The 23,800-nt window shown below is 71.9% G+C and carries 27 protein-coding genes and 1 pseudogene; 8 read left to right on the top strand and 20 right to left on the bottom strand.

Annotation, left to right across the window (positions count from 1 at the left end; all coding sequences use genetic code 11):
• Positions 1-308, bottom strand: a pseudogene (locus tag QBJ89_RS19150) (DUF4136 domain-containing protein); the annotation flags it as partial.
• Between the two features lie 234 nt (positions 309-542).
• Here QBJ89_RS19150 and ykgO point away from each other — a divergent pair.
• The 4 genes from ykgO (at position 543) to QBJ89_RS19130 (ending at position 2,827) form a co-directional block, all read left to right on the top strand.
• Positions 543-668, top strand: a complete 126-nt coding sequence (gene ykgO, locus QBJ89_RS19145) for a type B 50S ribosomal protein L36 (protein ID WP_069205031.1) — start codon at positions 543-545, stop codon at positions 666-668.
• An 8-nt stretch (positions 669-676) separates the two neighbouring features.
• A complete protein-coding gene (locus QBJ89_RS19140; RefSeq protein ID WP_277982062.1) occupies positions 677-1,330 on the top strand; it encodes an HAD family hydrolase in 654 nt (217 codons plus the stop codon).
• A 132-nt stretch (positions 1,331-1,462) separates the two neighbouring features.
• Positions 1,463-2,380 carry an EamA family transporter gene (locus tag QBJ89_RS19135; RefSeq protein ID WP_277982061.1) on the top strand — a complete coding sequence of 306 codons (918 nt, stop codon included), beginning with the start codon at positions 1,463-1,465 and terminating at the stop codon, positions 2,378-2,380.
• Between the two features lie 63 nt (positions 2,381-2,443).
• Positions 2,444-2,827: a DUF4440 domain-containing protein gene (locus tag QBJ89_RS19130; RefSeq protein ID WP_277982060.1), complete on the top strand. Its 384-nt coding sequence runs from the start codon at positions 2,444-2,446 to the stop codon at positions 2,825-2,827.
• Between the two features lie 69 nt (positions 2,828-2,896).
• Here the strand turns inward: QBJ89_RS19130 and QBJ89_RS19125 are convergent, their stop codons facing one another.
• Positions 2,897-4,360 (bottom strand): ATP-binding protein, encoded by a 1,464-nt coding sequence (locus QBJ89_RS19125; RefSeq protein WP_277982059.1) that lies wholly within the window; start codon positions 4,358-4,360, stop codon positions 2,897-2,899.
• Between the two features lie 154 nt (positions 4,361-4,514).
• On the opposite strand from QBJ89_RS19125, the gene QBJ89_RS19120 reads away from it, so the two are divergent.
• Positions 4,515-5,258, top strand: coding sequence for a YebC/PmpR family DNA-binding transcriptional regulator (locus QBJ89_RS19120; protein ID WP_277982058.1), 744 nt, complete (start codon positions 4,515-4,517; stop codon positions 5,256-5,258).
• Positions 5,259-5,322: 64 nt separating this feature from the next.
• Positions 5,323-5,829 (top strand): crossover junction endodeoxyribonuclease RuvC, encoded by a 507-nt coding sequence (gene ruvC, locus QBJ89_RS19115; RefSeq protein ID WP_277982057.1) that lies wholly within the window; start codon positions 5,323-5,325, stop codon positions 5,827-5,829.
• 146 nt (positions 5,830-5,975) lie between these two features.
• Here ruvC and QBJ89_RS19110 read toward each other — a convergent pair whose 3' ends face one another.
• From QBJ89_RS19110 to QBJ89_RS19075, 8 genes are all read right to left on the bottom strand, one after another.
• A complete protein-coding gene (locus QBJ89_RS19110) occupies positions 5,976-6,926 on the bottom strand; it encodes a DUF1176 domain-containing protein (RefSeq protein ID WP_277982056.1) in 951 nt (316 codons plus the stop codon).
• 307 nt (positions 6,927-7,233) lie between these two features.
• On the bottom strand, positions 7,234-8,148 hold the full coding sequence (locus QBJ89_RS19105) for a hemolysin family protein (RefSeq protein WP_277982055.1): 915 nt from the start codon (positions 8,146-8,148) through the stop codon (positions 7,234-7,236).
• Between the two features lie 9 nt (positions 8,149-8,157).
• Complete coding sequence (gene ybeY, locus QBJ89_RS19100; protein WP_277982054.1) at positions 8,158-8,667, bottom strand: rRNA maturation RNase YbeY; 510 nt, start codon at positions 8,665-8,667, stop codon at positions 8,158-8,160.
• Between the two features lies 1 nt (position 8,668).
• Entirely contained in the window at positions 8,669-9,064 is a 396-nt protein-coding gene (locus QBJ89_RS19095) for a type II toxin-antitoxin system VapC family toxin (RefSeq protein ID WP_277982053.1), read from the bottom strand.
• Positions 9,061-9,318, bottom strand: a complete 258-nt coding sequence (locus QBJ89_RS19090; RefSeq protein WP_277982065.1) for a type II toxin-antitoxin system VapB family antitoxin — start codon at positions 9,316-9,318, stop codon at positions 9,061-9,063. Before QBJ89_RS19090 ends, QBJ89_RS19095 begins: the two co-directional genes overlap by 4 nt.
• 48 nt (positions 9,319-9,366) lie before the next feature.
• On the bottom strand, positions 9,367-10,368 hold the full coding sequence (locus tag QBJ89_RS19085; RefSeq protein WP_223013193.1) for a PhoH family protein: 1,002 nt from the start codon (positions 10,366-10,368) through the stop codon (positions 9,367-9,369).
• 129 nt (positions 10,369-10,497) lie between these two features.
• On the bottom strand, positions 10,498-11,373 hold the full coding sequence (locus QBJ89_RS19080) for a hypothetical protein (RefSeq protein ID WP_277982052.1): 876 nt from the start codon (positions 11,371-11,373) through the stop codon (positions 10,498-10,500).
• 70 nt (positions 11,374-11,443) lie between these two features.
• On the bottom strand, positions 11,444-12,031 hold the full coding sequence (locus tag QBJ89_RS19075; RefSeq protein ID WP_277982051.1) for a TetR/AcrR family transcriptional regulator: 588 nt from the start codon (positions 12,029-12,031) through the stop codon (positions 11,444-11,446).
• A gap of 123 nt (positions 12,032-12,154) precedes the next feature.
• Here QBJ89_RS19075 and QBJ89_RS19070 point away from each other — a divergent pair, with 123 nt between their 5' ends.
• On the top strand, positions 12,155-12,547 hold the full coding sequence (locus QBJ89_RS19070; protein ID WP_277982050.1) for a RidA family protein: 393 nt from the start codon (positions 12,155-12,157) through the stop codon (positions 12,545-12,547).
• A 173-nt stretch (positions 12,548-12,720) separates the two neighbouring features.
• On the opposite strand, the gene miaB is transcribed toward QBJ89_RS19070, so the two are convergent.
• The 7 genes from miaB to QBJ89_RS19035 all read right to left on the bottom strand — a co-directional run bounded on the left by miaB (position 12,721) and on the right by QBJ89_RS19035 (position 17,865).
• On the bottom strand, positions 12,721-14,058 hold the full coding sequence (gene miaB / locus QBJ89_RS19065) for a tRNA (N6-isopentenyl adenosine(37)-C2)-methylthiotransferase MiaB (protein WP_277982049.1): 1,338 nt from the start codon (positions 14,056-14,058) through the stop codon (positions 12,721-12,723).
• Positions 14,049-14,792, bottom strand: a complete 744-nt coding sequence (locus tag QBJ89_RS19060) for a lysophospholipid acyltransferase family protein (RefSeq protein ID WP_277982048.1) — start codon at positions 14,790-14,792, stop codon at positions 14,049-14,051. Before QBJ89_RS19060 ends, miaB begins: the two co-directional genes overlap by 10 nt.
• Positions 14,793-14,961: 169 nt before the next feature.
• Positions 14,962-15,381: a Fur family transcriptional regulator gene (locus QBJ89_RS19055; protein ID WP_132908705.1), complete on the bottom strand. Its 420-nt coding sequence runs from the start codon at positions 15,379-15,381 to the stop codon at positions 14,962-14,964.
• A 155-nt stretch (positions 15,382-15,536) separates the two neighbouring features.
• On the bottom strand, positions 15,537-16,013 hold the full coding sequence (gene rimI / locus QBJ89_RS19050; protein WP_277982047.1) for a ribosomal protein S18-alanine N-acetyltransferase: 477 nt from the start codon (positions 16,011-16,013) through the stop codon (positions 15,537-15,539).
• Entirely contained in the window at positions 16,010-16,645 is a 636-nt protein-coding gene (gene tsaB, locus QBJ89_RS19045; protein WP_277982046.1) for a tRNA (adenosine(37)-N6)-threonylcarbamoyltransferase complex dimerization subunit type 1 TsaB, read from the bottom strand. The genes rimI and tsaB overlap by 4 nt, the downstream gene beginning before the upstream one ends.
• A gap of 1 nt (position 16,646) precedes the next feature.
• Positions 16,647-17,249, bottom strand: a complete 603-nt coding sequence (locus tag QBJ89_RS19040; RefSeq protein WP_277982045.1) for a malonic semialdehyde reductase — start codon at positions 17,247-17,249, stop codon at positions 16,647-16,649.
• 43 nt (positions 17,250-17,292) lie between these two features.
• Positions 17,293-17,865, bottom strand: a complete 573-nt coding sequence (locus QBJ89_RS19035) for a NifU family protein (RefSeq protein WP_277982064.1) — start codon at positions 17,863-17,865, stop codon at positions 17,293-17,295.
• Between the two features lie 247 nt (positions 17,866-18,112).
• Here QBJ89_RS19035 and QBJ89_RS19030 point away from each other — a divergent pair, with 247 nt between their 5' ends.
• Entirely contained in the window at positions 18,113-20,749 is a 2,637-nt protein-coding gene (locus QBJ89_RS19030; RefSeq protein ID WP_277982044.1) for an EAL domain-containing protein, read from the top strand.
• 222 nt (positions 20,750-20,971) lie between these two features.
• Here QBJ89_RS19030 and QBJ89_RS19025 read toward each other — a convergent pair whose 3' ends face one another.
• The 3 genes from QBJ89_RS19025 to recQ form a co-directional block, all read right to left on the bottom strand.
• Complete coding sequence (locus tag QBJ89_RS19025; RefSeq protein ID WP_277982043.1) at positions 20,972-21,358, bottom strand: hypothetical protein; 387 nt, start codon at positions 21,356-21,358, stop codon at positions 20,972-20,974.
• Between the two features lie 9 nt (positions 21,359-21,367).
• On the bottom strand, positions 21,368-21,796 hold the full coding sequence (locus QBJ89_RS19020) for a TIGR01244 family sulfur transferase (protein WP_277982042.1): 429 nt from the start codon (positions 21,794-21,796) through the stop codon (positions 21,368-21,370).
• Between the two features lie 190 nt (positions 21,797-21,986).
• A complete protein-coding gene (recQ, locus tag QBJ89_RS19015; protein ID WP_277982063.1) occupies positions 21,987-23,759 on the bottom strand; it encodes a DNA helicase RecQ in 1,773 nt (590 codons plus the stop codon).
• Positions 23,760-23,800: the final 41 nt, after the last annotated feature.

Below are 23,800 nucleotides of genomic sequence, written 5' to 3'. Positions count from 1 at the left end.
GGCGAGCTGCGCGGCGGCAGCGGCCGGTCGGTGCGGGTGAAGCCGACGGTGGCGATATATTGCGCAGTGGTGCCGGGCGCGGGGCTGGTGAAGCCGTTGCGCAGCAGCTCGGCCTCCACCGCGGCCGCATAGGTCTTGTACTCGAGGCTGGGGGAACCCCCGCCTTGAAGCGGCTGGACGCTGACGGTGCCCCGCTCGGCCACGGCGTCATAGTGGAAGCGAGTCGCCTCGACCGGGAAGCGCTGCGGCCCGGTGGCGCAGGCAGCCAGCGGCGCGGCGGCGAGAAGGACAAGGACGAGAGGACGCATAACACAGCCTTCGCGGAAACAATCGTTGCGGCATAGCAACGCCGCAGCGCGTCGCAAGCTCCGCGGGGAGGCGGGCGGATCGCCGGACGGAGCGCCGTCCGGCCGAAGGCACGCAATCCTCCCCGCCAGGCGGGGAGGATCGGGTGGCGCTCGCCCGCCGACTCAGTTGACTTTCCACCCCCTGCTCACTAGGCGGCGCGCTTTCCCTATTCTCTCGACAGAAGCGCCATCGCCATGAAGATCCGCAACAGCCTCAAGTCGCTCAAGGACCGCCACCGCGACAATCGCGTGATCCGTCGCCGCGGCCGCACCTACATCATCAACAAGACCAATCGCCGCTTCAAGGCACGCCAGGGCTGAGCCCTGACGTGACGTCGGCGGCCTGCGCGCCGACGTCGGTCATCTTCGACGTCGGGCACGTCCTCTACGACTGGGACCCGCGCGCGCTCTATGGGCGCCTGTTCGACGACGAGCAGGCGCTCGATGCGTTCCTGCGCGATATCGCCACGCGCGAGTGGCATTTCCAGCACGACGCCGGCCGGCCCTTCGCCGAGACCAGCGCCGAGCTCGCCGCGCTGCACCCGCAGCATGCCGAGATGATCGCTTTGTGGGGACCGCGCTTCGGCGAGCAGATCCCCGGGCCGATCCCCGGCATGCCCGGGCTCGTCGAGGAACTCGACGCGCGCGGCGTGCCGCTGTTCGCGATCACCAACTTCTCGGGCGAGTTCTTCGCGCCGTTCCGCGCCCGCGAGGCGGCGTTGTTCGACCGCTTCCGCGACATCGTCGTCTCGGGCGACGAGCGCGTGGTCAAGCCGGACGCTGCGATCTTCCACCTCGCGCTGAACCGCTTCGCGCTCACCGCCGACCAGGCCTTCTTCGTCGACGACAACGATGCGAACGTGACGGCCGCGCGCGCGCTCGGCATCCGCTCGCACCTGTTCACCGGCGCCGACGCGCTGCGCGCCGAGCTGACCGCGCTCGGCCTGCTGGATGGGGCGCAGGGGGCGGCAGCGGCCGATTGATCCTGCTCGCAACGCACGCTCCGCACGACCGTCGCTGGCGCTCTGCCGATGTTTTCCCGCGAACGTGGGAGCACGATGTGTCGCCGAGGAAGCTTCGCCGCGGAGGGATGCTGATGGTCGCGAGGACCTGAGATGAGTACGTCCCCGTCCACTCCCGCCGCGGTGCCGCCGCGCCACCTGCTGCTCGCGCTCGCCGTGGTGGCGGTGTGGGGCACCAACTTCGTCGTCATCCGCGCCGCGCTCGACGTGCTGCCGCCGCTCGCCTTCGCCGCCTGCCGCTTCGCGCTCGCCTTCCTGCCGGCGCTGTTCGTGCCGCGCCCCAAGGTGAAATGGCGCTCGCTCGCGGCCTATGGCCTGCTCATCGGCGCGGGGCAGTTCGGGCTGCTGTTCCTCGCGATGGACGGGTGGATCTCGCCCGGGCTGGCGAGCCTGGTGGTGCAGAGCCAGGTGTTCTTCACCATCGGCCTCGCGATCGCGCTGAGCGGCGAGCGCGTGCGCGGGTACCAGCTCGGCGCGCTGGTGCTCGCGAGCGCGGGCATCCTCACCATCCTCGTCCACAACGATCGTGCCGCCACCCCGCTGGGAATCGCGCTGACGATCGCGGCGGCGATCAGCTGGGCCGGCGGCAACCAGGTCGCCAAGGCGAGCGGCACCACCGACATGCTCGGCTTCGTCGTCTGGTCGAGCGCCTTCGCGGTGCCGCCACTGGTCGCCGCCGCGCTGCTGGTCGAAGGCGCCGCGCCGATCGTAGAGGCGGTGCAGCGCGCCGGGCCGGGCGTATGGGCTGCGGTGGTGTGGCAGGCGGTCGGCAATACGCTGTTTGGCTATGCCGCCTGGGGCTGGCTGCTGGCGCGGCATCCCGCCGCGACGATCACGCCGAGCGCGATGCTGGTGCCGGTGTTCGGCATGGGCACCTCGGCCTTGTTGCTGGGCGAGCCGCTGCCGGGCTGGAAGCTGCTCGCCGCCGCTTTGGTGCTCGGCGGGCTCGCGCTCAACCTGCTGTGGCCGCGCGTCAGCGGCTATCCGTGGCGGCGCGGCGCCGCGAGCTGAGCCCGGGCGGAACGATCGCGCGTGCGCCTCGCTTGGACCACGTCCAGTGAGGGAGCAGGAAATATGGAAGACCAGCGCGTGTGGGCGTTCGAGGAGAGCCTGTGGACCGCCGACGCGGATCACTATCGCGAGTCGATCGACGAATCGGCGCTGATGGTGGTGCCGCAGCCGCCCTATGTGCTCGAGAGCGAGGCCGCGGTGGAGGCGGTCAGCCAGACGCCGCGCTGGGACGCGGTGCGCTTCAGCGACCAGCGCATCGTGCGCCCGCAGGATGGGCTGATCGTCGTCGCCTATAAGGTCGAGGCGTCGAAGGGCGGGGGAGGGGGCGAGACCTATGTCGCGCACTGCACTTCGACCTATCGCCGGATCGAGCACGAGCGCTGGACCGTGGTGCAGCACCAGCAGACCCCGCCGCTGGTGGCGGAGGCGAAGCTGGAGGCAGGGTGAGGGGTCGGTAATCCGATGAGCCCTCCCCTTCAGGGAAGGGGTTGGGGGGGCGCAGCCTCCGTCCGCGTCCTAAGCCGCCTCCGCCGTCCCCGTCGTCCAGCCCAGATGCGGGATCGTGATCGAGCGCTTGCCCGCCATGTCGGTGCGGGTGACGAACAGGTCGCGGCTCTCGATATAGCCGATCAGCCGCTTCACGCGCCCGAGCGAGCTCGTCCCATAGGTATGCGCGATCGCTTCGTCCGAGGGGCAGGGCTCGCCGTCGCGCGCCGCCTTGGCCACCAGCAGGAAGGCGCCGAGCATGTCGTCGGGCAGTCCCTGCGCCAGCGCCAGCGCGCTTGCCCACTCCTCGGCATGCGGCGCGAAGATGCCGGCGCGCGCGCACGACAGCCGGCGGCTGAAGGCGGGAAGGTCGAGCGCCGGCCGCGCCACCCCGGTCATCCGGCAGCGCACCTGGAAGTCCTGGAACAGCACCGCCGCGGGCCGCCCCGCGCTCTCCGCGTCGGCGACGATCGCGCGCAGCACCGCGGCGTAGACCTCCTCCACCTCCTCCTCGGAGCGGTCGGGCAACGCGGGCGCGGGCACGCCCGGCGTGGCCGGCGCGGCGAGGTCGGCGAGCAGCTCCTCGCTGGGCACGCGGCGCGGGCGCGGGTCGAACGAGAGCGGCAGCGACGGCGCCGCCTCGGGAGTGAGGTCGAGCAAAGCCTGGACGTCGACGCTGTCCGCCTTGGGCAGCGGCACCAGCTTGGGGCTGCCACTGCGCGCCTGCGTCTCCACCGCGCCGATCTTCACGGTGAGCGGGCGACGCGACACCGCCGGACCAAGCGCCAGGAAGGTGCCGCGCGCGAGATCGCGGATCATGTCGGCCTGGCGTCGCTCCATGCCGAGCAGGTCCGCCGCGCGCGCCATGTCGATATCGAGGAAGGTGCGCCCCATCAGGAAGTTGCTCGCCTCCGCCGCGACGTTCTTGGCGAGCTTGGCCAAGCGCTGCGTCGCGATCACCCCGGCGAGCCCGCGCTTGCGCCCGCGGCACATCAGGTTGGTCATCGCCGAGAGCGAGGCGCGGCGCACGTCCTCGGCGACCTCGCCGCCGGTGGTGGGGGCGAACAGCTGCGCCTCGTCCACCACCACCAGCGCGGGATACCAATGCTCGCGCGGCGCATCGAACAAGGCGCCGAGGAAGCCCGCGGCGCAGCGCATCTGCCCCTCCGCCTCCAGCCCCTCGAGGCTGAGCACGACGCTGGCGCGATGCTCGCGCAGGCGCGCGGCGATGCGCGCGATCTCGCGCTCGGCATAATCCGCGCCCTCGATCACGACATGGCCGTAGCGCTCGGAGAGGGTGACGAAATCGCCCTCGGGATCGATCACGACCTGCTGCACCTGCCCGGCCGAGCCCTCGAGCAGCCGGCGCAGCAGATGCGACTTGCCCGAGCCCGAATTGCCCTGGACGAGCAAGCGGGTGGCGAGCAGTTCCTCGAGATCCATTGTCACGGGCGCGCCCGACGTATCGGTGCCCATGTCCACGCTGACGGTCATTGCCCCCGCCTGTGCCCGATGCGGCGGAGTCGGGGCAAGCGCGATGATGCGAGCAGGAGGCTTGCGAATAGGCCAGGACAGCGCCACGCGCCCCCGCACTGGCATCGCGCGCCGCCGCGGGATAAGGGCTGGAGATTACCCGCTAGAGGCAGTCATGGCAGGCCATTCCAAATTCAAGAACATCATGCACCGCAAGGGTGCGCAGGATAAGAAGCGCTCGGGCATGTTCTCCAAGCTCAGCCGCGAGATCACCGTGGCGGCGAAGATGGGGCTGCCCGATCCCGACATGAACCCGCGGCTGCGCGCCGCGGTGAACGCCGCCAAGGCGCAGTCGATGCCCAAGGACAATATTCAGCGCGCGATCGACAAGGCGAGCAAGGGCGATACCGAGAATTACGAGGAGATCCGCTACGAGGGCTTTGGCCCCGGTGGCGTGTCGCTGATCATCGAGGCGCTGACGGACAATCGCAACCGCACCGCCACCAACGTGCGCACCGCGGTGTCGAAGAACGGCGGCAATCTCGGCGCCAGCGGATCGGTCAGCCACGCGTTCGACCGGGTCGGGCTGATCACCTATCCTGCGGGCGTGGGCGACGCCGAGAAGGTGTTCGAGGCCGCGCTCGAGGCGGGCGCGGAGGACGTCACCTCCAGCGACGACGGCCATGAGATCTGGACCGCGGTGGCCGATCTGCACGAGGTCGCCAAGGCGCTGGAGTCGGTGCTGGGCGAGGCCGAGGGCGCCAAGCTGGCATGGCGCCCGCAGACGATGGTCGAGGTCGGCGAGGACGAGGCGACGACCTTGTTCAAGCTGATCGACGCGCTCGACGACGACGACGATGTGCAGACCGTGTGGGGCAATTACGAGGTCTCCGATGCGGTGATGGAGAAGCTGGGTTGAGCGTGATCCTCCCCGGTGCGGGGAGGGCAAGATCCTCCCCGGCATGCGGGGAGGATCTAGGGCTATGATCATTCTCGGCCTCGACCCCGGGCTCGGCACCACCGGCTGGGGCGTGATCCACGCCGACGGCAACCGGCTGAGCCACGTCGCCAACGGCCAGATCCGCACCGACCCGTCGATGCCGCTGCCGCGCCGGCTGTCCAATCTCCACGCCGCGCTGATCGACGTGATCCTCGCCGAGCGCCCCGACTCGGCTGCGGTCGAGGAAGTGCTCGGCAACACCAACGCGCAGTCGACGCTCAAGCTGGGGCAGGCGCGCGGCGTGGTGCTGCTCGCGGCGGCGGGGGCGGGGCTGGCGATCGGTGAATATCATCCCTCCACCGTCAAGAAGGCGGTCGTCGGCACCGGCGGCGCGGAGAAGCGCCAGATCCAGGCGATGATGGCGGTGCTGCTGCCCGGCGCCAGGCTCGCCGGTCCCGATGCCGCGGACGCGCTGGCGGTGGCGATCACCCATGCGCACCATCTCGCCAGCGCCGAGGGCATGCGCCGCCGCGCGCGGGTGACGGCGTAACGGCCGATCGGCTCATCGGAAGCGGCAAGGTGCTCGGGCGAACGCCGGCGCCGAGGCTCGCCAGCGCTACCGCCTGTGGCGCTGGGCTCCCGCGTGCGCGCGAGCACGGGTCGGCCTGGACGGATCCGATACGAGCGGCAGGCCCCTCAGTGCACCGCCACCGTCGCGCGCCACGTCGTGATCACGTCCTCGTCGCCGCTGGCATCCGGCAAAGCGGTGTCGTGCTGCTCGAGTACCAGGCGGAAGCGCACGCCGTCCCAGGCATATTCCTGCCGTAACGGGCCTGCCGTGCTGACCAGGCGGCGCCGCGCCGGGTCCCAGCTCGGTGGCGCCGCGGCGGGCGCGGGGTCGATCGTCGCCGCCATCGCCGGTCCCTTCGGCGGCAGCAGGTACAGCGCGGCGCGCCCGTGCGTCGCGGCGCAGCCGGGATCGAGCGCCAACAGCGTGTACGCGGCGTCGAGCCGCCAGGTCCGCGCCGCGGCGCAATCGGCGGCGGCGCGGCCGAGCAGCTTGCGCGCGTCCTTGGCGGAGAAGCGCCGCGGCGCCTCGCCGGTTACCTCGGGCTGGTCGACGATCGGCAGCGCCGGCACCGCTGCGATCGACGCGGGGACGGCACCGCGCTCGGGCGGAGCGAGCGTCGCGGCGCTGCTCTCGCGCCCCTGCGCCGCGTCGATCGCGCGCAGCGTCGCGCCGAGCCCGACGAGCGAGGCGCCGGCGAGCACGTGCCGCTTCGACTCGAACACCGTCAGGCGCCGCCCGCGCACCAGCGCGGCGGCGAGCTTGCCCTCGAACGGCAGCGCGAGGCCTCCACCGCCGCCGGGCGCGATCAGCTGCGCGAGCGGCCGTCCGTCGACCGCGAGCGTGACCCGGCTGGCCGCGGCGACGCTGAGGGGAAGGGGGACGTCGAGCCGCGCCGGTGCGGTGGCCGCGCCGTCGCGCCGCAACGCCAGCCGCAGCCGCGGCTCGCTGCCGCCGCTGTCGCGCACCAGTGCGTCGCAGCCGCGCTGATTGTCGCAGCCGAGGATCCAGTCGCCATGAGTCGCGAGCGCGGCCGGCGCCGCGGCCTGAAGCAGCAGCACCGCGAGGAGAGACGGCATCGAACACCTCCGAGCCCCGCGCACGGCATGGGGAGCGCCGCTATTAGAGCGCAACAAGGTAAACAAATCGTTGAGATCGGCGGCAGAAGTGAATGCCGCCTAGGCAGGACGCCAGTGGCGAGGTTGGGCCGCCGGCGTGGGGGGCACGCCGGCGACCCCCGACCCAGCTGCCTGTCGGGCGACCCGAAGGGCTGACGTGGTCGGTCGCGTGGGAGGCGGCGCACCGCCCCCGAACCCTCGACGCGGCGCTAGCGCAACCCGCGGCCCCGGGGCAACCCCGACCGGCCTCGCGTCGCCGCGATGCGCCTCAGGCGTCGACGTCCTCCGGCTCCGGCACCGGCGGATGGAGGCGCAGCCGGTTGATCCGGCGCGAGTCGGCGTCGACCACCTCGATCCGCCAGCCGCTCGGGTGATCGACGCACTCGCCCGCCTCGGGCACGCGGCCGGCGAGCACCGCGGCGAGGCCGCCGATCGTATCGACGTCGCTCTCCGCCTCGGCGAGCCGCGCGTCGACGGCCTCGCCGACATCCTCCAGCTCGACGCGCGCGTCGACCTCCCAGGCGCCGCCGTCGAGCGGGACGAGCAGCACCTCGGGCGCGTCGTCATGCTCGTCCTCGATCTCGCCGACGATCTCCTCGATCAGGTCCTCGATCGTGACCAGCCCCTCGGTGCCCGAATATTCATCCAGCACCACCGCGAGATGGCTGCGCGACTGACGCATGTCGGCGAGCAGGTCGAGCGCGCCGCGGCTCATCGGCACGTACAAGGGCTGGCGGATCAGCACCGCGATCGACGCCGGCGGTTCGCCGCCGCGCGCCAGGATTGCGAACACGTCCTTGATATGGATGATGCCGATGATGTGGTCGAGGTTCGCGCGGTACACCGGCAGTCGGCTGACCCCCGCCTCGGCGAACACCTCGACGAGATGCGCGAAGCTGGTCGCTTCCTCCACCGCGATCACGTCGGCGCGCGGCACGCCGGTGCCGCCGGCGTCGCGCTCGCTGAAATGGAGCAGGTTGCGCACCATCTGGCGCTCGAGCGGGGTGAGATCGCCCTTCAGATCGGGCGCAGGATCTTCCTCGTAGCGGTCGATCGCCTTCTCGAGCACCTCGCGCAGCGTCGCCTCGTGCGGTTCGCCGAAGATGAGGTTGCGCAGCCCCGACCAGATGCCGGGTTCGTGATGGTGGTCGCCGCTGCCGGCGGTACTTCGGTCGTCGGCCATCGCCGTTCGTCAGTCCTCGCGTATGAGATAGGGGTCGGCAACGCCGAGGTCGGCGAGCGCGGCGCGCTCGATCTCCTCCATCGCGTCCCCGTCGTTGTCGGTCATGTGGTCATAGCCTAGCAGATGCAAAGTGCCGTGCACCACAAGGTGCGTGAAATGATCGCCGACCGCGATCCCGCGCTCCGCCGCCTCGCGCGCGCAGACGCCGTGCGCCAGCACGATGTCGCCGAGCAGCAGCTCGCCGTCGTCGGAATTCTGGCTGACGGTGTCGAGCAGGTCGGGCTGCACCATCGGGAAGGACAGCACGTTGGTGGACTTGTCCTTGCCGCGATACTGGCGGTTGAGCGCCTGCACCTCGGAATCGTCGGTAAGCCGTACGCTCACCTCCACCGCGGCGGGGGTGGTGAGCAGCTCGCCGTGCGGCGTGTGCGCCACCGCGGCGCGTACCGCGGCCAGCGCGTGCTGCTGCCATGCCGCCTCGGGCCAGGGGTCCTCGCGGGTGAGTTCGACGTGGATCATGTCAGGCGAGGTCCGTGTGCGAGAAATCGTCGCCCTTGTAGAGCAAGGCGGCGCCATGAGTCTTGGCACAGGCGTAAGCGAAACAATCGCCCATGTTGAGTCGCGCGGGATGACGCGACTGTTTTCCGTAGCGCTGATAGGCAGCGAGGGCGGCGTCGAGCTCGTCCTGCGCGATCGCTACCATCTCCAGCCGCAGCCTGCCGGCGGTGTGACGGACCTCGGCGAGCGCGGCGGCGATCGGGAGCCTGTACGAATGGGCGAGCGCCGACACTGTCTCCCAGCATGCCATCGGCGACCACAGCGCGCGCTCGTGGTCGACCAGACGGTCGAGCAGCGCCGGGCGTTCGGGCTCCGCCTTGCAGATCGCGACCAGCGCGGACGCGTCGACGAAGATCATCCGTCCGCTTCGTCCCATAGACGATCATAGAACGCTTTGTCGGCCGGACCGCCGGTCTCGGCCGGCAGCGGATGGTCGCGCCGCCACGCATCGAGGTCAGCGATCAGCGTGGCCACGTCGGGGCGCCAGGGGAGGCTGCGCTCGAGCGCCACGAGCGCACGTCGCACGGCGTCGGTCTTGCTGGTCCCCAGCCGCCGTGAGACACGATCGGCCAGCGCGGCGGTCTCAGCGTCCTTGATGTAAAGCGAGGCCATCGTCACCCTCCGGGATATCCATAGACGTAAGAAGGATATCCCGCCGCATCAAGCCTCGCGACCCTCATAGGCCTCCACGATCCGCCCGACAATCGGATGCCGCACCACGTCGCCCGCGGTGAAGCGGCACAGCGAGATGCCCTCCAGGCCCTCGAGCCGGAAGGTCGCGTCGGCCAGCCCGCTCGCGGCGACGCCGCCGGGCAGGTCGGTCTGGTTGGGATCGCCGCAGATCACCATCCGGCTGTTCTGGCCGAAGCGGGTAAGGAACATCTTCATCTGCGCCGGCGTGGTGTTCTGCGCCTCGTCGAGGATCACGAAGGCGTCGGCCAGCGTGCGGCCGCGCATGAAGGCGATCGGCGCGATCTCGATCTCGCCGCTGGCAATGCGGCGTTCGACCTGCTCGGCGGGAAGGCAGTCATGCAGCGCGTCGTACAGCGGGCGCAGATAGGGATCGACCTTCTCCTTCATGTCGCCAGGCAGGAAGCCCAGCTTCTCGCCCGCTTCCACCGCGGGGCGCGACAGGATCAGTCGCTGCACGCTGCCCGAGATGAGCTGCGACACCGCCTGCGCCACCGCGATATAGGTCTTGCCGGTGCCCGCCGGGCCGAGCGCGAAGATCATCTCGTGCGAGGTCAGCTCACGCATGTAATGCGCCTGCGCGGGGGTGCGCGGCACGATCGTCTTCTTGCGCGTGCGGATCATCACCGAGGGTGCGCCGCTGCCGGAGTCGGCGCGGATGATGCCGTCGAGCACCGGCTCGGCCGCCATCGCGATCGCGGCGTCGACCAGGCCGGTGTCGACCTCCTCGCCGCGCTGGATGCGATGATACAGGTCGTTGAGCGTGTCGCGCGCCAGCGCCACCTGCTCGGCGGTGCCCTCCAGCCCGACGCGATTGCCGCGTGCGGTGATGTAGACGCCGAGCCGGTTCTCGAGCGCCACCAGATGCTGGTCATATTGGCCGAACAGCTGGCTGAGCAGCTGGGGCTTGTCGAACAACAGCTCGACACGGGAACGCTCGCCGGATTGGGCGGGAACGGGCTTTCGGCTCATGCGGCTCCTTGCACGGCGACGGGCGCGCCGGTCTGGACGGGAGATAGGCGCGAGGGGCGGTGACGCAATGGCATCGCCGCCGAGTGTGGCAGGCGCGACGCTGTGAACAAGCCGGAATCGCGCGTGCCGCTAACCGAAATGCAGCGACCCGGGCGTGCCGTGACGGTACGCCGTGGCGACCGCGCCGAGCGGGAAGCGATGGCGCGCCAGCTGCGCGAGGTGCCGCCGCAGCGCCGCCTGGAGCGCCGCGCCGACCGCCTCGCCCGCGGCACCGGTGAGCCAATCGGGGCGCAGCACGAGGCCTGCGGCGGTCACCTCCACCGCGGCGCCGAGCTTCACGAAGCGCCGCCGCACCGTCGCCTCGGGCAGATGGAGCCCCTCGGCGACGAGGCGGCCGCGCACCGATCGCCACGCCGGTGTGACCTGGTGCGGCGGCGCGGCGCGGCGGAACAGGCCGGGATCGGCGGTGATCGCCGCGGCATTGCCCGCCAGCAGCGCGGCGAGCAGCACCCGGTCGAGCGGCTTGGCGCAGCGCGTCTCCGCCGCCGCGATCGCGAGCGTGAGATCGGCCGCGACCGCCAGCCCCTCGGACCAGTCATACGCCCCCGGCACGGCGGTGAGCTCGGGCAGCAGCGCCGCCGCAGCGAGCCGCTCGACCAGGACGACGGTGCGATCGTGGACGCGCGCGAGGCGCGGTCCCAGCACGGGATCGTCCAGCGGACGGCCCGCGACGATCATCCCGCCGGCGACGCGGTGACACCGCCCCGCCGCGGCGAGCGCGGCGACGTGACGGCGCGCGGTCTCGAACGGCATGGCCAGCGTCTCGCCCACGCCGAGCACCGGGGTCGGCCGCGCGCCGTCCAGCGTGCGGCGCAACAGCAGCAGGTAGATCAGCACGCGTTCGACCCGCGCGCCGAGCACCGGCGTCAGTTCGGCGATCACGCCGGCGAGCAGCCCGGCGAGCAGGCATCTGATCATCAGGGTCGGGGGCAGCGCGCCGATCACGCCGCGCAGCCTCGCCGCGCCGCGCGGACACGTCCAGCGCCTCGCGCCGGCATGGGTCAGCGCGCGGGGGTCAGCGCGCGCGCAAGCCCTCCGCCATCAGCGCGAAGGCGTCGAGCGCGCGCGGCAGCGCGACGTCGGGCTTCTCGCTTGCCGCCACCCACAAGGCGGCGTTGAGCGCGGCACCGCTCAGCAGCCGCGCCGCCGCCTCGACGTCGACCGCGCGCATCGTCCCGGCGGCGACGAGGCGCGCGACCGTGTCGCGCGTCTCGGCGAGGCAGGCGTTCTGGCTCGGCCAGCGCGACGGGTCGCCCAGCACCGCGGGACCGTCGAGCAGCACGATGCGACGCACCTCGGGGTCGAGCGCCATCTCGATATAGGCGGCGGCCTCGGCAAGCAGCGCGTCCCAGTCGTCGCGCGCAGCCGATGCCGCGGCGCGCGCGCGTGCGGCCATCTCGCCGTCGACCTGCGCGACCACGGCGGCGAGCAGCCCCTTCTTGTCGCCGAAGCCGTGGTAGAGCGCGCCGCGCGTCAGCCCCGCCGCCGCGGTCAGCTCGTCCATTGATGCGCCGGCGAAGCCATGCGCGGCGAAGGCGGCGCGTGCGGCCGCGATCAGTCGCGTGCGATTCGCTTCGGTGGTTTCGGCCCGGCGTCCCGCCATCTCAGATTATCTCTCTCGCATGCACGGCGTATGTGAGTTGACATACGTCGCGTATGCACTCACCTACGCAGCGTATGTCAATCACCGGCCCGGATCCAGTACCGGCCTCACAGGAGAAGACCGATGAGCCAGCGTGACGTCGTCGACCTGCCCCATCGCCACGCGCTGTATGACGCGCACGGCTATTCCCCCGCCGTGCGCGCAGGCGAGCTGCTCTTCGTCTCCGGCCAGGTCGGCAGCTGCGACGACGGCTCGCCGGAGCCCGAGTTCGAGGCGCAGGTGCGGCGCGCCTTTGCCAATCTCGCGAACGTGCTGCGCGCGGCCGGGCTCGACTTCGACGACGTGGTCGACGTCTCTACCTTCCACACCGATCCGGCGACGCAGTTCGAGACGATCATGAAGGTCAAGCGGGAGGTCTTCGGCGCCGCGCCCTATCCGACCTGGACCGCGGTGGGAGTCACCTGGCTCGCGGGCTTCGACTTCGAGATCAAGGTGGTGGCGCGGTTGCGGTCATAGGCCGGCGAACCTGCCGCGGCGCCGGCCTGGGTTCAGGCGGGTAGGGTGCTGTGGGATTCGGCAGCGTCTCGCGGCTAAGCCCCGGCCTTCGCCGGGGCCGATGGGTCGAAGCAGCACTAGCGCCGATCGACAAGCCTCTTCCCGAATGTCGCTCCGCCCTGCCGGTCGTCGCCTCAGGCCGCGTCGCGGAGCGCCACCGCGCCGGTGAGCGAGTTCGGACCCGCCGCCGCCAGCGTCACCTCGACCAGGTCGCCGATCGCATGATCGCCGACGAGATGGACCGACTGGAGCCACGGCGACTTGCCCAGCCACTGCCCGGGCAGCTTGCCGCGCCGCTCGATCAGCAAGGTGCAGCGCCGCCCCACCGAGGCGGCGTTGAAGGCGGCCTGGTCGCGGTTGAGCGCCGCCTGCAGCCGCTGCAGCCGCTCGTCCATCACCGCCGCCGGCACGGCCGCGCCGAGGTCGGCGGCGGGCGTGCCCGGCCGCGGCGAATATTTGAAGCTGAACGCCTGCGCGTAGCCGACCCGGTCGACCAGACGCAGCGTCTCCGCGAACTCGGCCTCGGTCTCGCCGGGGAAGCCGACGATGAAATCACCCGACAGCGCGATATCGGGCCGCACCGCGCGGACGCGGTCGAGCAGGCGCAGATAGCCGTCGACCGTGTGCGCGCGGTTCATCGCGCGCAGCACGCGGTCGCTGCCCGCCTGAACCGGCAGATGGAGGAAGGGCATCAGCGACTCGACGTCGCGATGCGCGTCGATCAGCCCCTGCGCCATGTCATTGGGGTGGCTGGTGGTGTAGCGGATCCGCGCCAGCTCCGGCAGCCGGTCGAGCGCGACGATCAGGTCGTGCAGCCCGCGCCCGTCGCCGTCGCGCCAGGCGTTGACGTTCTGCCCCAGCAAGGTGATCTCGCGCGCCCCGGCGTCGACCAGCGCGCGCGCCTCGTCGAGGATCGCGGCGTAGGGCCGGCTCACCTCGGCGCCGCGCGTGTAGGGCACGACGCAATAGGTGCAGAATTTGTCGCAGCCCTCCTGCACGGTGAGGAAGGCGCTCGCGCCGACGCGGCGTCGCGCCGGCAGGCTCGCGAACTTGGACGCGAGCGGCATGTCGGTGTCGAGCGCGGCCTCGCCGGACGCGGCGCGCGCGACCAGGCCGGGCAGGTTGTGATAGGATTGCGGGCCGACCACGACATCCACCTTGGCGCGGCGGACGATCTCCTCGCCCTCGGCCTGGGCGACGCAGCCCGCCACCGCGATCATCGGTGCGTCGCTGCCGCGCTGGCGCGCGCGCTTGCGCAGCCGGCCGATGTCCGAATAGACCTTCTCGGTCGCCTTCTCGCGGATGTGGCAGGTGTTGAGCACCACCAGGTCGGCGGCGTCGGCATCGGCGGTGCCGACCAGTCCCTGCGCTGCCATCAACTCGGCCATGCGCTCGCCGTCATAGACGTTCATCTGGCAGCCGAACGACTTGACGTGGAAGGTCTGGGGCGGGGTCTTGGCAGTCACGGACATGGCGCGCGCTCTACCGGAAACGCGCCCGCCTCGCTACCCGCGGCCAGGATGCGGCGGCGCGCCTCGGCGGCGATCGCCTTGCGGTCACCGGCGGGGACGAAGGGGGCGAGGAAGGTGAGCGTCGCGACGAAGGTGCCGCGCCGGCGCAGCACGCGGCGGGCGTGCGCGGTGCCGGGCTCGTCGCCGACCCAGGCGAGCGCGCGCGCGGCGGGTTCGTAGTCGATCCGCACCGGCTGCACCATCAGCCCGGGCGGCGGAGGATCGAGCGCGGCGAGCAGCGCGGCCTTGAACGGCAGCAGCGTCGCGCCGTCGCTGGTGGTGCCCTCGGGGAAGATCGCGACCGGCTGGCCGCAGGTGAGCGCGGTGCGCAGCGCGGCGACCTGGTCGGTGACGCCGAGCCGGTCGCCGCGGCGGACGAAGATGGTGCGGTTGAGCGTGCAGAGCCAGCCGACCAGCGGCGCCGCGCGCAGCTCGGCCTTGGCCACGAAGGCGCAGCCGCTGGCCCCGGCGAGCAGGAGGATGTCAAGCCAGCTGAGATGGTTGGCGAGCAGCACCGCGTCGCGTCGCAGCGGCGTGCCGAGCACGCGCACGCGCGCGCCGAACAGCCGCGCCGAGACGCCGAGGAAGCGCCGCGGCCAGGGCGAACGCGCGCGCACCAGCCGCCACAGGCCATGAAGCAGCAGCGCCAGAAGCAGCCAGGTGACGAGCGCGGCGAGGCGGAGACAGGCGATCATGCGGCGAGCGACGCGTCTTCGGGCCCGGCGAAGAGCGACGCCATCCGCTCGTCCATGTTCTCCGGCGAAGGCCGGGGCCCAGTTGGGTAGAGGTCAGCGAACACCATGTCGGCCTTTCCACCTGGACCCCGGCCTTCGCCGGGGCACGATAGGGAAGGCCCCACCCGCCTCACTTCTTCGCGAGCGAGACGCCGTACAATTCCATGCGATGGTCGACCAGGCGGAAGCCGAGCCGCTCGGCGATCGCCTTCTGCAGCAGCTCCAGCTCGGGATCGACGAACTCGATCACCTTGCCCGTCTCGACGTCGATCAGATGGTCGTGATGCGCCTCGGGCGAGGGTTCGTAGCGCGCGCGGCCGTCGCCGAAATCGTGGCGGTCGAGGATGCCGGCCTCCTCGAACAGCCGCACGGTGCGATAGACGGTCGCGATCGAGATGCCCGGATCGATCGCCGAGGCGCGCGCGTAGACCTTCTCGACGTCGGGATGGTCCTCCGCCTCCGACAGCACGCGCGCGATAATGCGGCGCTGCTCGGTGATGCGCAGCCCCTTCTCCTGACAGAGCGCTTCGAGATCGATCTTACGGGCCATGCCGACCTATGTAGTGCGTCGGGCTTGTTGCGAAAAGCGCTAGCGACTCGCAAGAAGGCGAATTGCTGTGATCAGAGTGAGTTGCTCCGGCGGGTTAGGGGCCGGAGGCGGGCGGTTCGCGGCACGAGCCGCGCGGCGGCGAGTCGCCAGCCGCGTCACTCCAGCACGAGCGCGTAGGTGTGCGCGTCGAACGTCTCGCCGCTGCGGCTGCGATAATAGCCGCGGCGCACCCCGGCGCGGCGGAAGCCGTGCAAGACGTAGAGTGCCACCGCCGGGTTGTTGGCGCGCACCTCGAGGTGGAGCCGCCTGACCCCGCGCCCGCGGCAGTCGGCGATGACGCCGCGCAGCAGTGTCGCGCCGATGCCGGTGCGCGCGTGCGCCGGGTCGACCGCGATCAGCAGCAGCTCGGCCTCGTCCATGATCGCGCGGTTCAGCGCGAAGCCGACGACCGCGCCCTCGACCCGCGCCAGCGTCAGCCACACGCCCGGCATCGCCAGGATGCCGACGCACTGGCTGCGCGTCCATGCCTCGCCGTAGCGCGGGTCGAAGGCGGCGTCCATGACGCGGTCGATCGCCTCGGCGTCGGCCGCGGCCCCGGCGGCGAGCTCGACCAGCCGCACGCGCGCGCTCACGGCGCGGCGCGCGGCGCCGGCGGCTTGGCGTCGGGCGCGCGGCCATAGAAAGGCACGGCCGGCAAGGCGCGCTCGGCGGCGGGGAGCAGCAGCGCGTGCGCCGCGTCGGGCAGCGCGGGGCGCTCGGCGACGGTGGCGTCGAGCGCGGCGAGCCAGCGCGTGCCCGAACCGATCGCCGCGGCGCCGTCGAGCGCGGCCAGCGCCGCCGCCGGCGTGAGCGAGCGGGGCGTGTCGAGCGGCCGGAACGGGCGAGCGAAACGCTGCATGAAGACCTCACCGTGCCCGCCTTCGGCGATCACCGCAAGGGCCGCGAAATCCGTGTTTTCGGCCAATGCGGCGGCGGCGACGAGCGCCAGCGCGCCATAGCCCGACACCGCCGCCCCCCAGCCCAGCGCGAGCGCGCGCGCGGCGGCGATGCCGACGCGGATGCCGGTGAAGCTGCCGGGACCGACGTCCACCAGGATGCGCGCGGCGCGGCCGCCGTCGGGCAGGCCGGCGATCATCGGGACGAGCCGCTCGGCATGGCCGCGCCCCACCTCCTCGTGCGCGCGCGCGATCAGGCGCTCGCCCTCGAACAGCGCGACCGAGCAGGCCGCGGTGGCCGTATCGATGACGAGCAGGCGGTCGCGCACGTCAGGCGAGGCGGTTGAACGTCTCGAACGCGGGGCGCGGCAGCCGCTCGTGCAGCGTCGCGGTATCGCCATAGCCGAGCGTGGCGATGAAATTGGTCCGTACGCTGGGCGTGTCGGCGAAGAAGGCCTTGTCCACCGCGCCCGCGTCGAAGCCCGACATCGGCCCGACACCGAGCCCCAGCGCGCGCGCCGCCAGGATCAGATAGGCGCCCTGGAGCGACGAGTTGCGGAAGGCCGAGGCCTCGCGCAGCTCGCGATTGCCGTCGAACCAGCTCTTGGCGTCGACATGCGGGAAGAGCGTGGGGAGATGCTCGTGGAACTCGGTGTCCATGCCGATCACGACGCTGACCGGTGCGGCGGGCACCTTGTCCTTGTTGGTCGCCGAGCAGGCGTCGGCGAGCCGCGCCTTGGCCTCGTCCGACACGCACCACACCAGCCGCGCGGGCAGCTGGTTGGCCGAGGTCGGCGCCATCTTCATCAGGTCCCAGATCGCGCGCAGCGTGTCCTCGGCCACGGGCTCGTCGCGGTAATGGTTGAAGGTGCGCGCGGTGCGGAACAGCTGGTCGAGCGCGGCATCGTCGAGGGGGCGGTCGAGCGCGGGCATGGCGATCCTGTCGGTAGGGAGGGGAAGACGATCGGCGCGCGCGTCAGACCGCGCGCACCTCGGTCACCTCGGGGACATAGTGGCGCAGCAGCTGCTCGATGCCATTCTTGAGCGTCGCGGTAGAGGAGGGGCAGCCCGAACAGGCACCCTGCATGCGCAGGAACACCTTGCCCTTGTCGAAGCCGCGATAGACGATGTCGCCGCCGTCATTGGCCACTGCGGGGCGGACGCGCGTGTCGATCAGCTCGCGGATCTGCGCAACGATGTCGGCGTCGGCGGGATCGTCGGTGAAGGTCTCTTCCTCGGCGGGCACGCTGAAATCGGCGCCGCCGGTGCGGAACAGCGGCATCTGCGCGGTGAAATGATCCATCAGCATCGCAAGCACGTCGGGCTTGAGCTCGCTCCAGCTCACCCCCGGCGCGGCGGTGACCGAGACGAAGTCGCGCCCGAAGAACACGCCGGTGACGTCGCCCAGATCGAACAGCGCGGTGGCGAGCGGACTCGCCTCGGCCTCCTCGGGGGTGGCGAAGTCGCGCGTGCCCGCGTCCATGACGATACGGCCGGGAAGGAACTTCACGGTCGCGGGATTGGGCGTGGCTTCGGTCTCGATCAACATGGTCGGCATGTGGCGCCTGTGCGGCAAGGGATCAAGCGGGCGCGGCGAAAGGGATTGTTTCGGCGGAAGGGGGCATCCTTTGCCGGAGCGGCAGGAGGGCGCCGGCGCGGACGGAGCGGTGTCGCCGCGCGACGGTCCGATCGTGACGCGCCCTTCTCCTGCCTGACCGCTCCATTCCGGCGGCGACGTTCCGCCGCGGCCGCGCGGCGCAAAGGAAAACGCAAGAATGTCGAGGTAGGACAGTGTAATGCGACCGCCTGCCACCGACCGAGAGGAACCCACCGGCGGCGTGCGCGCGCTCGCCGAGGCGCTCGGGCTCGCGCCCGCGTCCGACGCGCTGGTGGAAGAGTCGCGCCGCGCCGCGCTCGCCGCCAGCGCCGCTTTGTGGCCGGCCGCCGCGGCGGTGCTGCTGCTCGCGCCGGCCGCGCTGGTGCTGCTCGCGTCCGGCAACCCCGCCGCGACCGCGCTGGCATGGTGCGCCGCCCCGGCCGCGCTGCTCGCGCTCGGTTGCTGGGCGGTCGCGGCGCACCCGCGCGCCGCGGCGAGCCCGAGCCATTGGCGTATCGCCACCGTCGCCGCCGGCGGCAGCGCGATCACGCTGGCGCTCGCGCGCGGCGCTTATGCCGCCGCCGCGCTGCCGCCGGCACTGCTCCCTGCCGCGGGGGTGGCGGGCGGCGCCGCGGTGATCGGGCTCGCGCTCGCGCTCCAGCCGCTGCGCGCCGCCACACTCGCGCTGGTGGTGACGCTCGCGCTCGGCGCGGTGGCGCTCACCGGCGCCGCGCCGCTGCCGCTCGCGCTCGCGCTCGCCGCCACCGGGCTGGTGACCGCAGCGGTGGTGCGCGCCGCGCTCGTCCGCCAGCACGCGCTGGCCGAGCGGCGGCAGCGCCGCGACGCCGAACGACGCGATAGCCGCCTGGTCGCCGAATATGAGGCGCACGGCGCGGGATGGTTCTGGCAGAGCGACCGCCGCGGCCGGCTCACCTATCTCTCCGACAAGGTCGCGCGCGAGCTGCGCACGCTCGGCATCGAGCCGATCGGCGCGCCGCTCACCGACGTGTTCCGCGTCGACTCGGCCTGGGTCGAGACCGAGCGGACGCTGAGCTTCCACCTCTCGTCGCGTACCTCCTTCACCGATTACTCGGTCCGCCCCGCCGCGGGGGGCAGCGGCGCGGAGCGCTGGTGGTCGATCTCGGGCCGCCCCGCGCGCGACGAGCTCGACCGCTTCCAGGGCTTCATCGGCGCCGGCTCGGATCTCACCGAGCAGCGCCGCGCCGAGGCCGAGATCAAGCGGCTCGCGCTGTTCGACGCGCTGACCGGCATCGCCAACCGCCAGCGCATGCGGCTCGCGCTCGAGCAGACGCTGGCGCAGGCGCAGGCGGGCGGCACCCACCCGACCGGCCTGTTCCTGCTCGACCTCGACCGCTTCAAGGCGGTCAACGACACGCTGGGCCATCAGGTCGGCGACGAGCTGCTCAAGGAGGTGGCGCAGCGGTTGCAGCGGACCATCGGCGACGCCGGGCTGGTCGGGCGGCTCGGCGGCGACGAGTTCAAGGTGATCGTCCCCAACGAGGGCGACCGCGACCGGCTCGGCGCGCTGGCGCAGCGCGTGATCGCGGCGCTGTCGCTGCCGTATCACATCGATCGCTCGACCTTGTCGATCGGCTGCTCGGTCGGCGTCGCGATCGCCCCCGCGGACGGCGCGGCGCAGGAGGAGCTGGTGCGCAACGCCGACCTCGCGCTCTACGCCGCCAAGGCGGACGGGCGCGGCGTCCACCGTTTCTATCGTGAGGAGCTGCTGCACGGCGCGCAGAACCGCAAGCGGCTGGAGGACGATCTGCGCCAGGCGCTCGCCGCGGGCCAGTTCCGCCTCGCCTACCAGCCGGTGGTATCGACCGCGGACGCACGCATCATGGGCTATGAGGCGCTGGTGCGCTGGGACCATCCGCAGCGCGGGCCGGTGAGCCCGGCCGAGTTCATCCCGGTGGCGGAGGAGTGCGGGCTGATCGAGGCGATCGGCGCCTGGGTGCTCGGCACCGCCTGCGCCGAGGCGGCGGGCTGGCCCGATCACGTCCGCGTCGCGGTCAACGTCTCGCCGATCCAGTTCGCCAACCCGCGCCTGCCCACTCTGGTCGCGGGCGCGCTCGCGGCGACGGGGCTGGCGCCGCACCGGCTCGAGCTGGAGATCACCGAGGGCGTGTTCCTCAACGAGGATGCCTCGTCGGAGCAGATGTTCCGTTCGCTCAAGGCGCTCGGCGTGCGGCTCGCGCTCGACGACTTCGGCACCGGCTATTCCAGCCTGGGCTATCTGCGCAAGGCGCCGTTCGACAAGATCAAGATCGACCAGAGCTTCGTGCGCGGCGCGATCCAGCCGGGCAACCGCAACGCCGCGATCATCCGCGCGATCGTCAGCCTCGCCGAGACCCTCGGCATGGAGACGACCGCGGAAGGGGTGGAGCAGCAGGACGAGATCGTGCTGATCCGCGGGCTGGGGTGCAGCCATATCCAGGGCTATGTCTATGGCCGCCCGGCCGACGCCGGCACGGTGCGCGCGCAGCTGGACGCGGCGGAGGGCTATGCGGTGCCGATCGGGCACAAGACCAGCCGCGCGCCGCGCCACCGCGTGCTGCGCTCGGCGCGGCTAGAGCTGGCGGGCGAGCGTGCCGAGGTGCGCGTGCGCAACATCTCGCCCGCGGGAGCGATGATCGACGGGGTCGACCTGCCGGCGGCGGCGATCGGCTATCCGGCGGTGCTGGAGCTGGAAGGCGGGCTGACGCTGGCGGCGACGGTGCGCTGGGTCGACGACGAGGGGCGCGCCGGGCTGGAGTTCGACGCGGCGTTCGATCTGGAGTGGCTCAACCAGCCGGTGCCCCGCCGCGCGGCGTGAGCCGGGGGGGCCTCAACCATCGTCATCCCGGACCCTTCGACAGGTTCAGGATAGTCTGGTCCCGGGGAGTCACCGCGCCGCATACTCCTAAACTGTTGCCCTTGCGGAAGAGTGGATTCCGAAACAAGTCCGGGTGACGGAAGGTGAAGAGCGTTCCGGAAGGTCCGCAAAGGAACGTGTTGCGGGGGAGGACGAGCTGGGTCCGACCTCCGAACCCCGCGCTCAGGCGGTCTCGAGCGTCCCGACGATCGTGGCGGGCTCGCGCTGCGGCAACGGCGGCATGCCGAGGCGGCGCACGTCGATCGCGGAGACGCCCGCCAGCAGCACGTCGCCGAAGCCGCGGTCGCCGGTCTCCACCAGGATGCCCGCGTGAGTCTGCCGCACCATCGCCCACTCGACCAAACGCGCCCGCACCCGCGCGCCGCGCACCAGCACCAGCGCGATCACCCCGGTCGAGTCGATCACCAGCGCGGCACGGCCGTCCTCGGCGATCACCGCGTCGAAGGCGGCGAAGCGCGGCAGCGCGACGCCAACCGCCTCGATCGCCTCGTCGACCGATCGCATCATCCGGTGCGCGCGGCCGAGGCCGAGCCATGCCGCCAGCCCCATCGTGCCGGCTCAGCCGCGCCGCGCCACCGCGTCGAGCAGGGGACGCAGGTTGGTGAGGTCATAGCCCGCGGCGGCGGCCTTGGCGGTGAGCGCGTCGGCATCGTCGCCGCGCGCCGCGCCGGCGAGCGCCCAGAGGTTGCACGAGCGGGTGCCCGAGCGGCAATAGGCCAGCACAGGGCCGCCCGCCTCGGTCAGCGCCGCGGTCATCGCCTCGACCTGCGGCAGCGAGAAGCCGGCATGGGTGATCGGGATGGCGGTGTAGCGCAGCCCCGCCGCCTCGGCCGCCGCGCGGATCGTGTCGCCGTCGGGCTGGCCGGGTTCCTCGCCGTCGGGGCGATTGTTGACGACGGCGGTGTAGCCGGCGGCGGCAATGGCGGGCAGGTCCTCGGGCCGGATCTGCGGGGCGACCGCGATCGTCTCGTCGATGATGCGCAACATAGGAAGGTGCCTCTAGCGCGGGCGCGGTGCCGCGTCACTGATTCCGATCGTCCCGTCGCGGGAGATGCGGCGGCTTAGCGGGGAGCGGTCGCGACGGCGAGGGGGGATAGCTTCCATATCGATGAGTGCGGGATCCTCCCCGCTTGGCGGGGAGGATCTATGGTCTGCGCTCCCGGCGCGACTCAGCCTCTCACCCCGCCGCCTTCAGCGCATCGAGAAACGCCTGGCCGTAGGCGTCGAGCTTGCGCTGGCCCACCCCCGCGATCCGCCCCAGCGCGGCCAGCGAGGTCGGCCGCAGCGCCGCCATCTCGCGCAGCGCCGAATCGTGGAAGATCACATAGGGCGGAACCCCCGCTTCCTTCGCCAGCTCGCGCCGGCACGCGCGCAGCGCCTCGAACAACGGATCGTCGACCGGGTTGGGGGTCGCGCCCGCCCGCCCGCCGCGGCGGCGCTCGCGCTTGGGCGGCTCGACCAGCGGCAGCGTCGCCTCGCCCTTCAGCAGCGCGCGTGCCGCCGGGCCGAACTCGAGCCCGCCGTGATGGTTGGTGCGCAAGGCGTCCTTGAGCAGCAAGGCGCGCCCGACCGGCTTGAGCAAAGCCACCTCGTCGCCGTCGACGATGTTCCACACCGAGAGCTGCTCGTGCCCGTTCATCAGGCTGCGCTCGCTCGACTGGCCGGTGAGCACCTGCTCGATATAGGTCGCGCCGAACATCTGCCCGGTGCGGAACACCGCCGAGAGATATTTGCGCGCGGTCTCGGTGGCGTCGAGCGCGGCCGGGGGCGAGAGGCAATTGTCGCAATTGCCGCAGGTCTCGGGCGGGTCTTCGCCGAAATGGCGCAGCAGGATGGCGCGGCGGCAGCCCGCGGTCTCCACCAGCGCGCCGAGCGCGGCGAGCCGCTGGCGCTCGCCGGGCTGGCGGTGTTGCTCGACCTCGCCGATGCGCTGCCGCGCGCGCGCGAAATCCTCCGCGCCCCAGAAGAGATGCGCCACCGCGGGATCGCCGTCGCGACCGGCGCGGCCGGTCTCCTGATAATAGGCCTCGATCGACTTGGGCAGGCCGGCGTGCGCGACGAAGCGGACGTCGGGCTTGTCGATCCCCATGCCGAAGGCGACCGTGGCGCACATCACCATGTCCTCGGAGGCGACGAAATCGGCTTGGTTGCGCGCGCGCACCGCGGGATCGAGCCCGGCGTGATAGGCGCGCACCGGGCGCCCGGTGATCGCGGTGAGCTGCGCCGCCATCTTCTCGGTCGCGGCGCGGGTCTGGACGTAGACGATGCCGGGCCCCGGCGTGTCGCGTACCACGTCGGCGATCTGGCGCGTGCTATTGTCCTTGGGGCGGATCGTATAGCGGATGTTGGGCCGGTCGAAGCCGGCGACGATCATCCCCTCGTGCGGGATGCCGAGCTGGTCGAGGATGTCGGCGCGGGTGTGCGCGTCGGCAGTGGCGGTCAGCGCCAGCCGCGGCACCTCGGGGAAGGCGTCGAGCAACGGCCGCAGCAAGCGATAATCGGGGCGGAAGTCGTGCCCCCATTCGCTGACGCAATGCGCCTCGTCGATCGCGAACAGCGCGGGCCGGCCGCGCTCGAGCAGGTCGCGGAAGTCGGCGGTGGAGGCGCGCTCGGGCGCGACGTACAAGAGGTCGAGCCCGCCATCGAGATAGCGCCCGCGCGTCTCGGCCTTGTTCTCGTCGACGCTGGTCAGTGTCGCGGCGCGCAGCCCCACCGCGGTGGCGGCGCGGAGCTGGTCGTGCATCAGCGCGATCAGCGGGCTGACGACCACGCACGTTCCCTCCAGCATCGCCGAGGGCAGCTGGTAGCAGAGCGACTTGCCCGCGCCGGTCGGCATCACCGCGAGCGTGCGCTCGCCGGCGAGCACGCGCGTGACGACCTGCTCCTGCACGCCGCGAAAGGCGGGAAAGCCGAAAATGGTGTGGAGCTGGGGAAGCGGGTCGAGCGCCATGGGCGCGCCCGACCTAGGCGCGCGCGCGGCGCAGGGCAACC

The sequence above is a fragment of the Sphingomonas phyllosphaerae genome (assembly GCF_029623345.1).
GTDB lineage: Bacteria > Pseudomonadota > Alphaproteobacteria > Sphingomonadales > Sphingomonadaceae > Sphingomonas > Sphingomonas phyllosphaerae_C.
This window is presented reverse-complemented; position numbering and strand designations above follow the sequence as displayed.

Coding starts and splice junctions, on each gene's coding strand:
- QBJ89_RS19110 (WP_277982056.1), bottom strand. CDS start 6,926: ATGCCGTCTCTCCTCGCGGTGCTGCTGCTTCAGGCCGCGGCGCCGGCC.
- QBJ89_RS19030 (WP_277982044.1), top strand. CDS start 18,113: ATGCGACCGCCTGCCACCGACCGAGAGGAACCCACCGGCGGCGTGCGC.
- ruvC (WP_277982057.1), top strand. CDS start 5,323: ATGATCATTCTCGGCCTCGACCCCGGGCTCGGCACCACCGGCTGGGGC.
- ybeY (WP_277982054.1), bottom strand. CDS start 8,667: ATGATCCACGTCGAACTCACCCGCGAGGACCCCTGGCCCGAGGCGGCA.
- QBJ89_RS19120 (WP_277982058.1), top strand. CDS start 4,515: ATGGCAGGCCATTCCAAATTCAAGAACATCATGCACCGCAAGGGTGCG.
- QBJ89_RS19135 (WP_277982061.1), top strand. CDS start 1,463: ATGAGTACGTCCCCGTCCACTCCCGCCGCGGTGCCGCCGCGCCACCTG.
- QBJ89_RS19070 (WP_277982050.1), top strand. CDS start 12,155: ATGAGCCAGCGTGACGTCGTCGACCTGCCCCATCGCCACGCGCTGTAT.
- QBJ89_RS19085 (WP_223013193.1), bottom strand. CDS start 10,368: ATGAGCCGAAAGCCCGTTCCCGCCCAATCCGGCGAGCGTTCCCGTGTC.
- QBJ89_RS19125 (WP_277982059.1), bottom strand. CDS start 4,360: ATGACCGTCAGCGTGGACATGGGCACCGATACGTCGGGCGCGCCCGTG.
- QBJ89_RS19055 (WP_132908705.1), bottom strand. CDS start 15,381: ATGGCCCGTAAGATCGATCTCGAAGCGCTCTGTCAGGAGAAGGGGCTG.
- QBJ89_RS19025 (WP_277982043.1), bottom strand. CDS start 21,358: ATGGGGCTGGCGGCATGGCTCGGCCTCGGCCGCGCGCACCGGATGATG.
- QBJ89_RS19095 (WP_277982053.1), bottom strand. CDS start 9,064: ATGATCTTCGTCGACGCGTCCGCGCTGGTCGCGATCTGCAAGGCGGAG.
- QBJ89_RS19090 (WP_277982065.1), bottom strand. CDS start 9,318: ATGGCCTCGCTTTACATCAAGGACGCTGAGACCGCCGCGCTGGCCGAT.
- QBJ89_RS19060 (WP_277982048.1), bottom strand. CDS start 14,792: ATGATCGCCTGTCTCCGCCTCGCCGCGCTCGTCACCTGGCTGCTTCTG.
- QBJ89_RS19020 (WP_277982042.1), bottom strand. CDS start 21,796: ATGTTGCGCATCATCGACGAGACGATCGCGGTCGCCCCGCAGATCCGG.
- QBJ89_RS19130 (WP_277982060.1), top strand. CDS start 2,444: ATGGAAGACCAGCGCGTGTGGGCGTTCGAGGAGAGCCTGTGGACCGCC.
- miaB (WP_277982049.1), bottom strand. CDS start 14,058: ATGTCCGTGACTGCCAAGACCCCGCCCCAGACCTTCCACGTCAAGTCG.
- recQ (WP_277982063.1), bottom strand. CDS start 23,759: ATGGCGCTCGACCCGCTTCCCCAGCTCCACACCATTTTCGGCTTTCCC.
- QBJ89_RS19105 (WP_277982055.1), bottom strand. CDS start 8,148: ATGGCCGACGACCGAAGTACCGCCGGCAGCGGCGACCACCATCACGAA.
- ykgO (WP_069205031.1), top strand. CDS start 543: ATGAAGATCCGCAACAGCCTCAAGTCGCTCAAGGACCGCCACCGCGAC.
- QBJ89_RS19040 (WP_277982045.1), bottom strand. CDS start 17,249: ATGCCCGCGCTCGACCGCCCCCTCGACGATGCCGCGCTCGACCAGCTG.
- QBJ89_RS19035 (WP_277982064.1), bottom strand. CDS start 17,865: ATGTTGATCGAGACCGAAGCCACGCCCAATCCCGCGACCGTGAAGTTC.
- QBJ89_RS19075 (WP_277982051.1), bottom strand. CDS start 12,031: ATGGCGGGACGCCGGGCCGAAACCACCGAAGCGAATCGCACGCGACTG.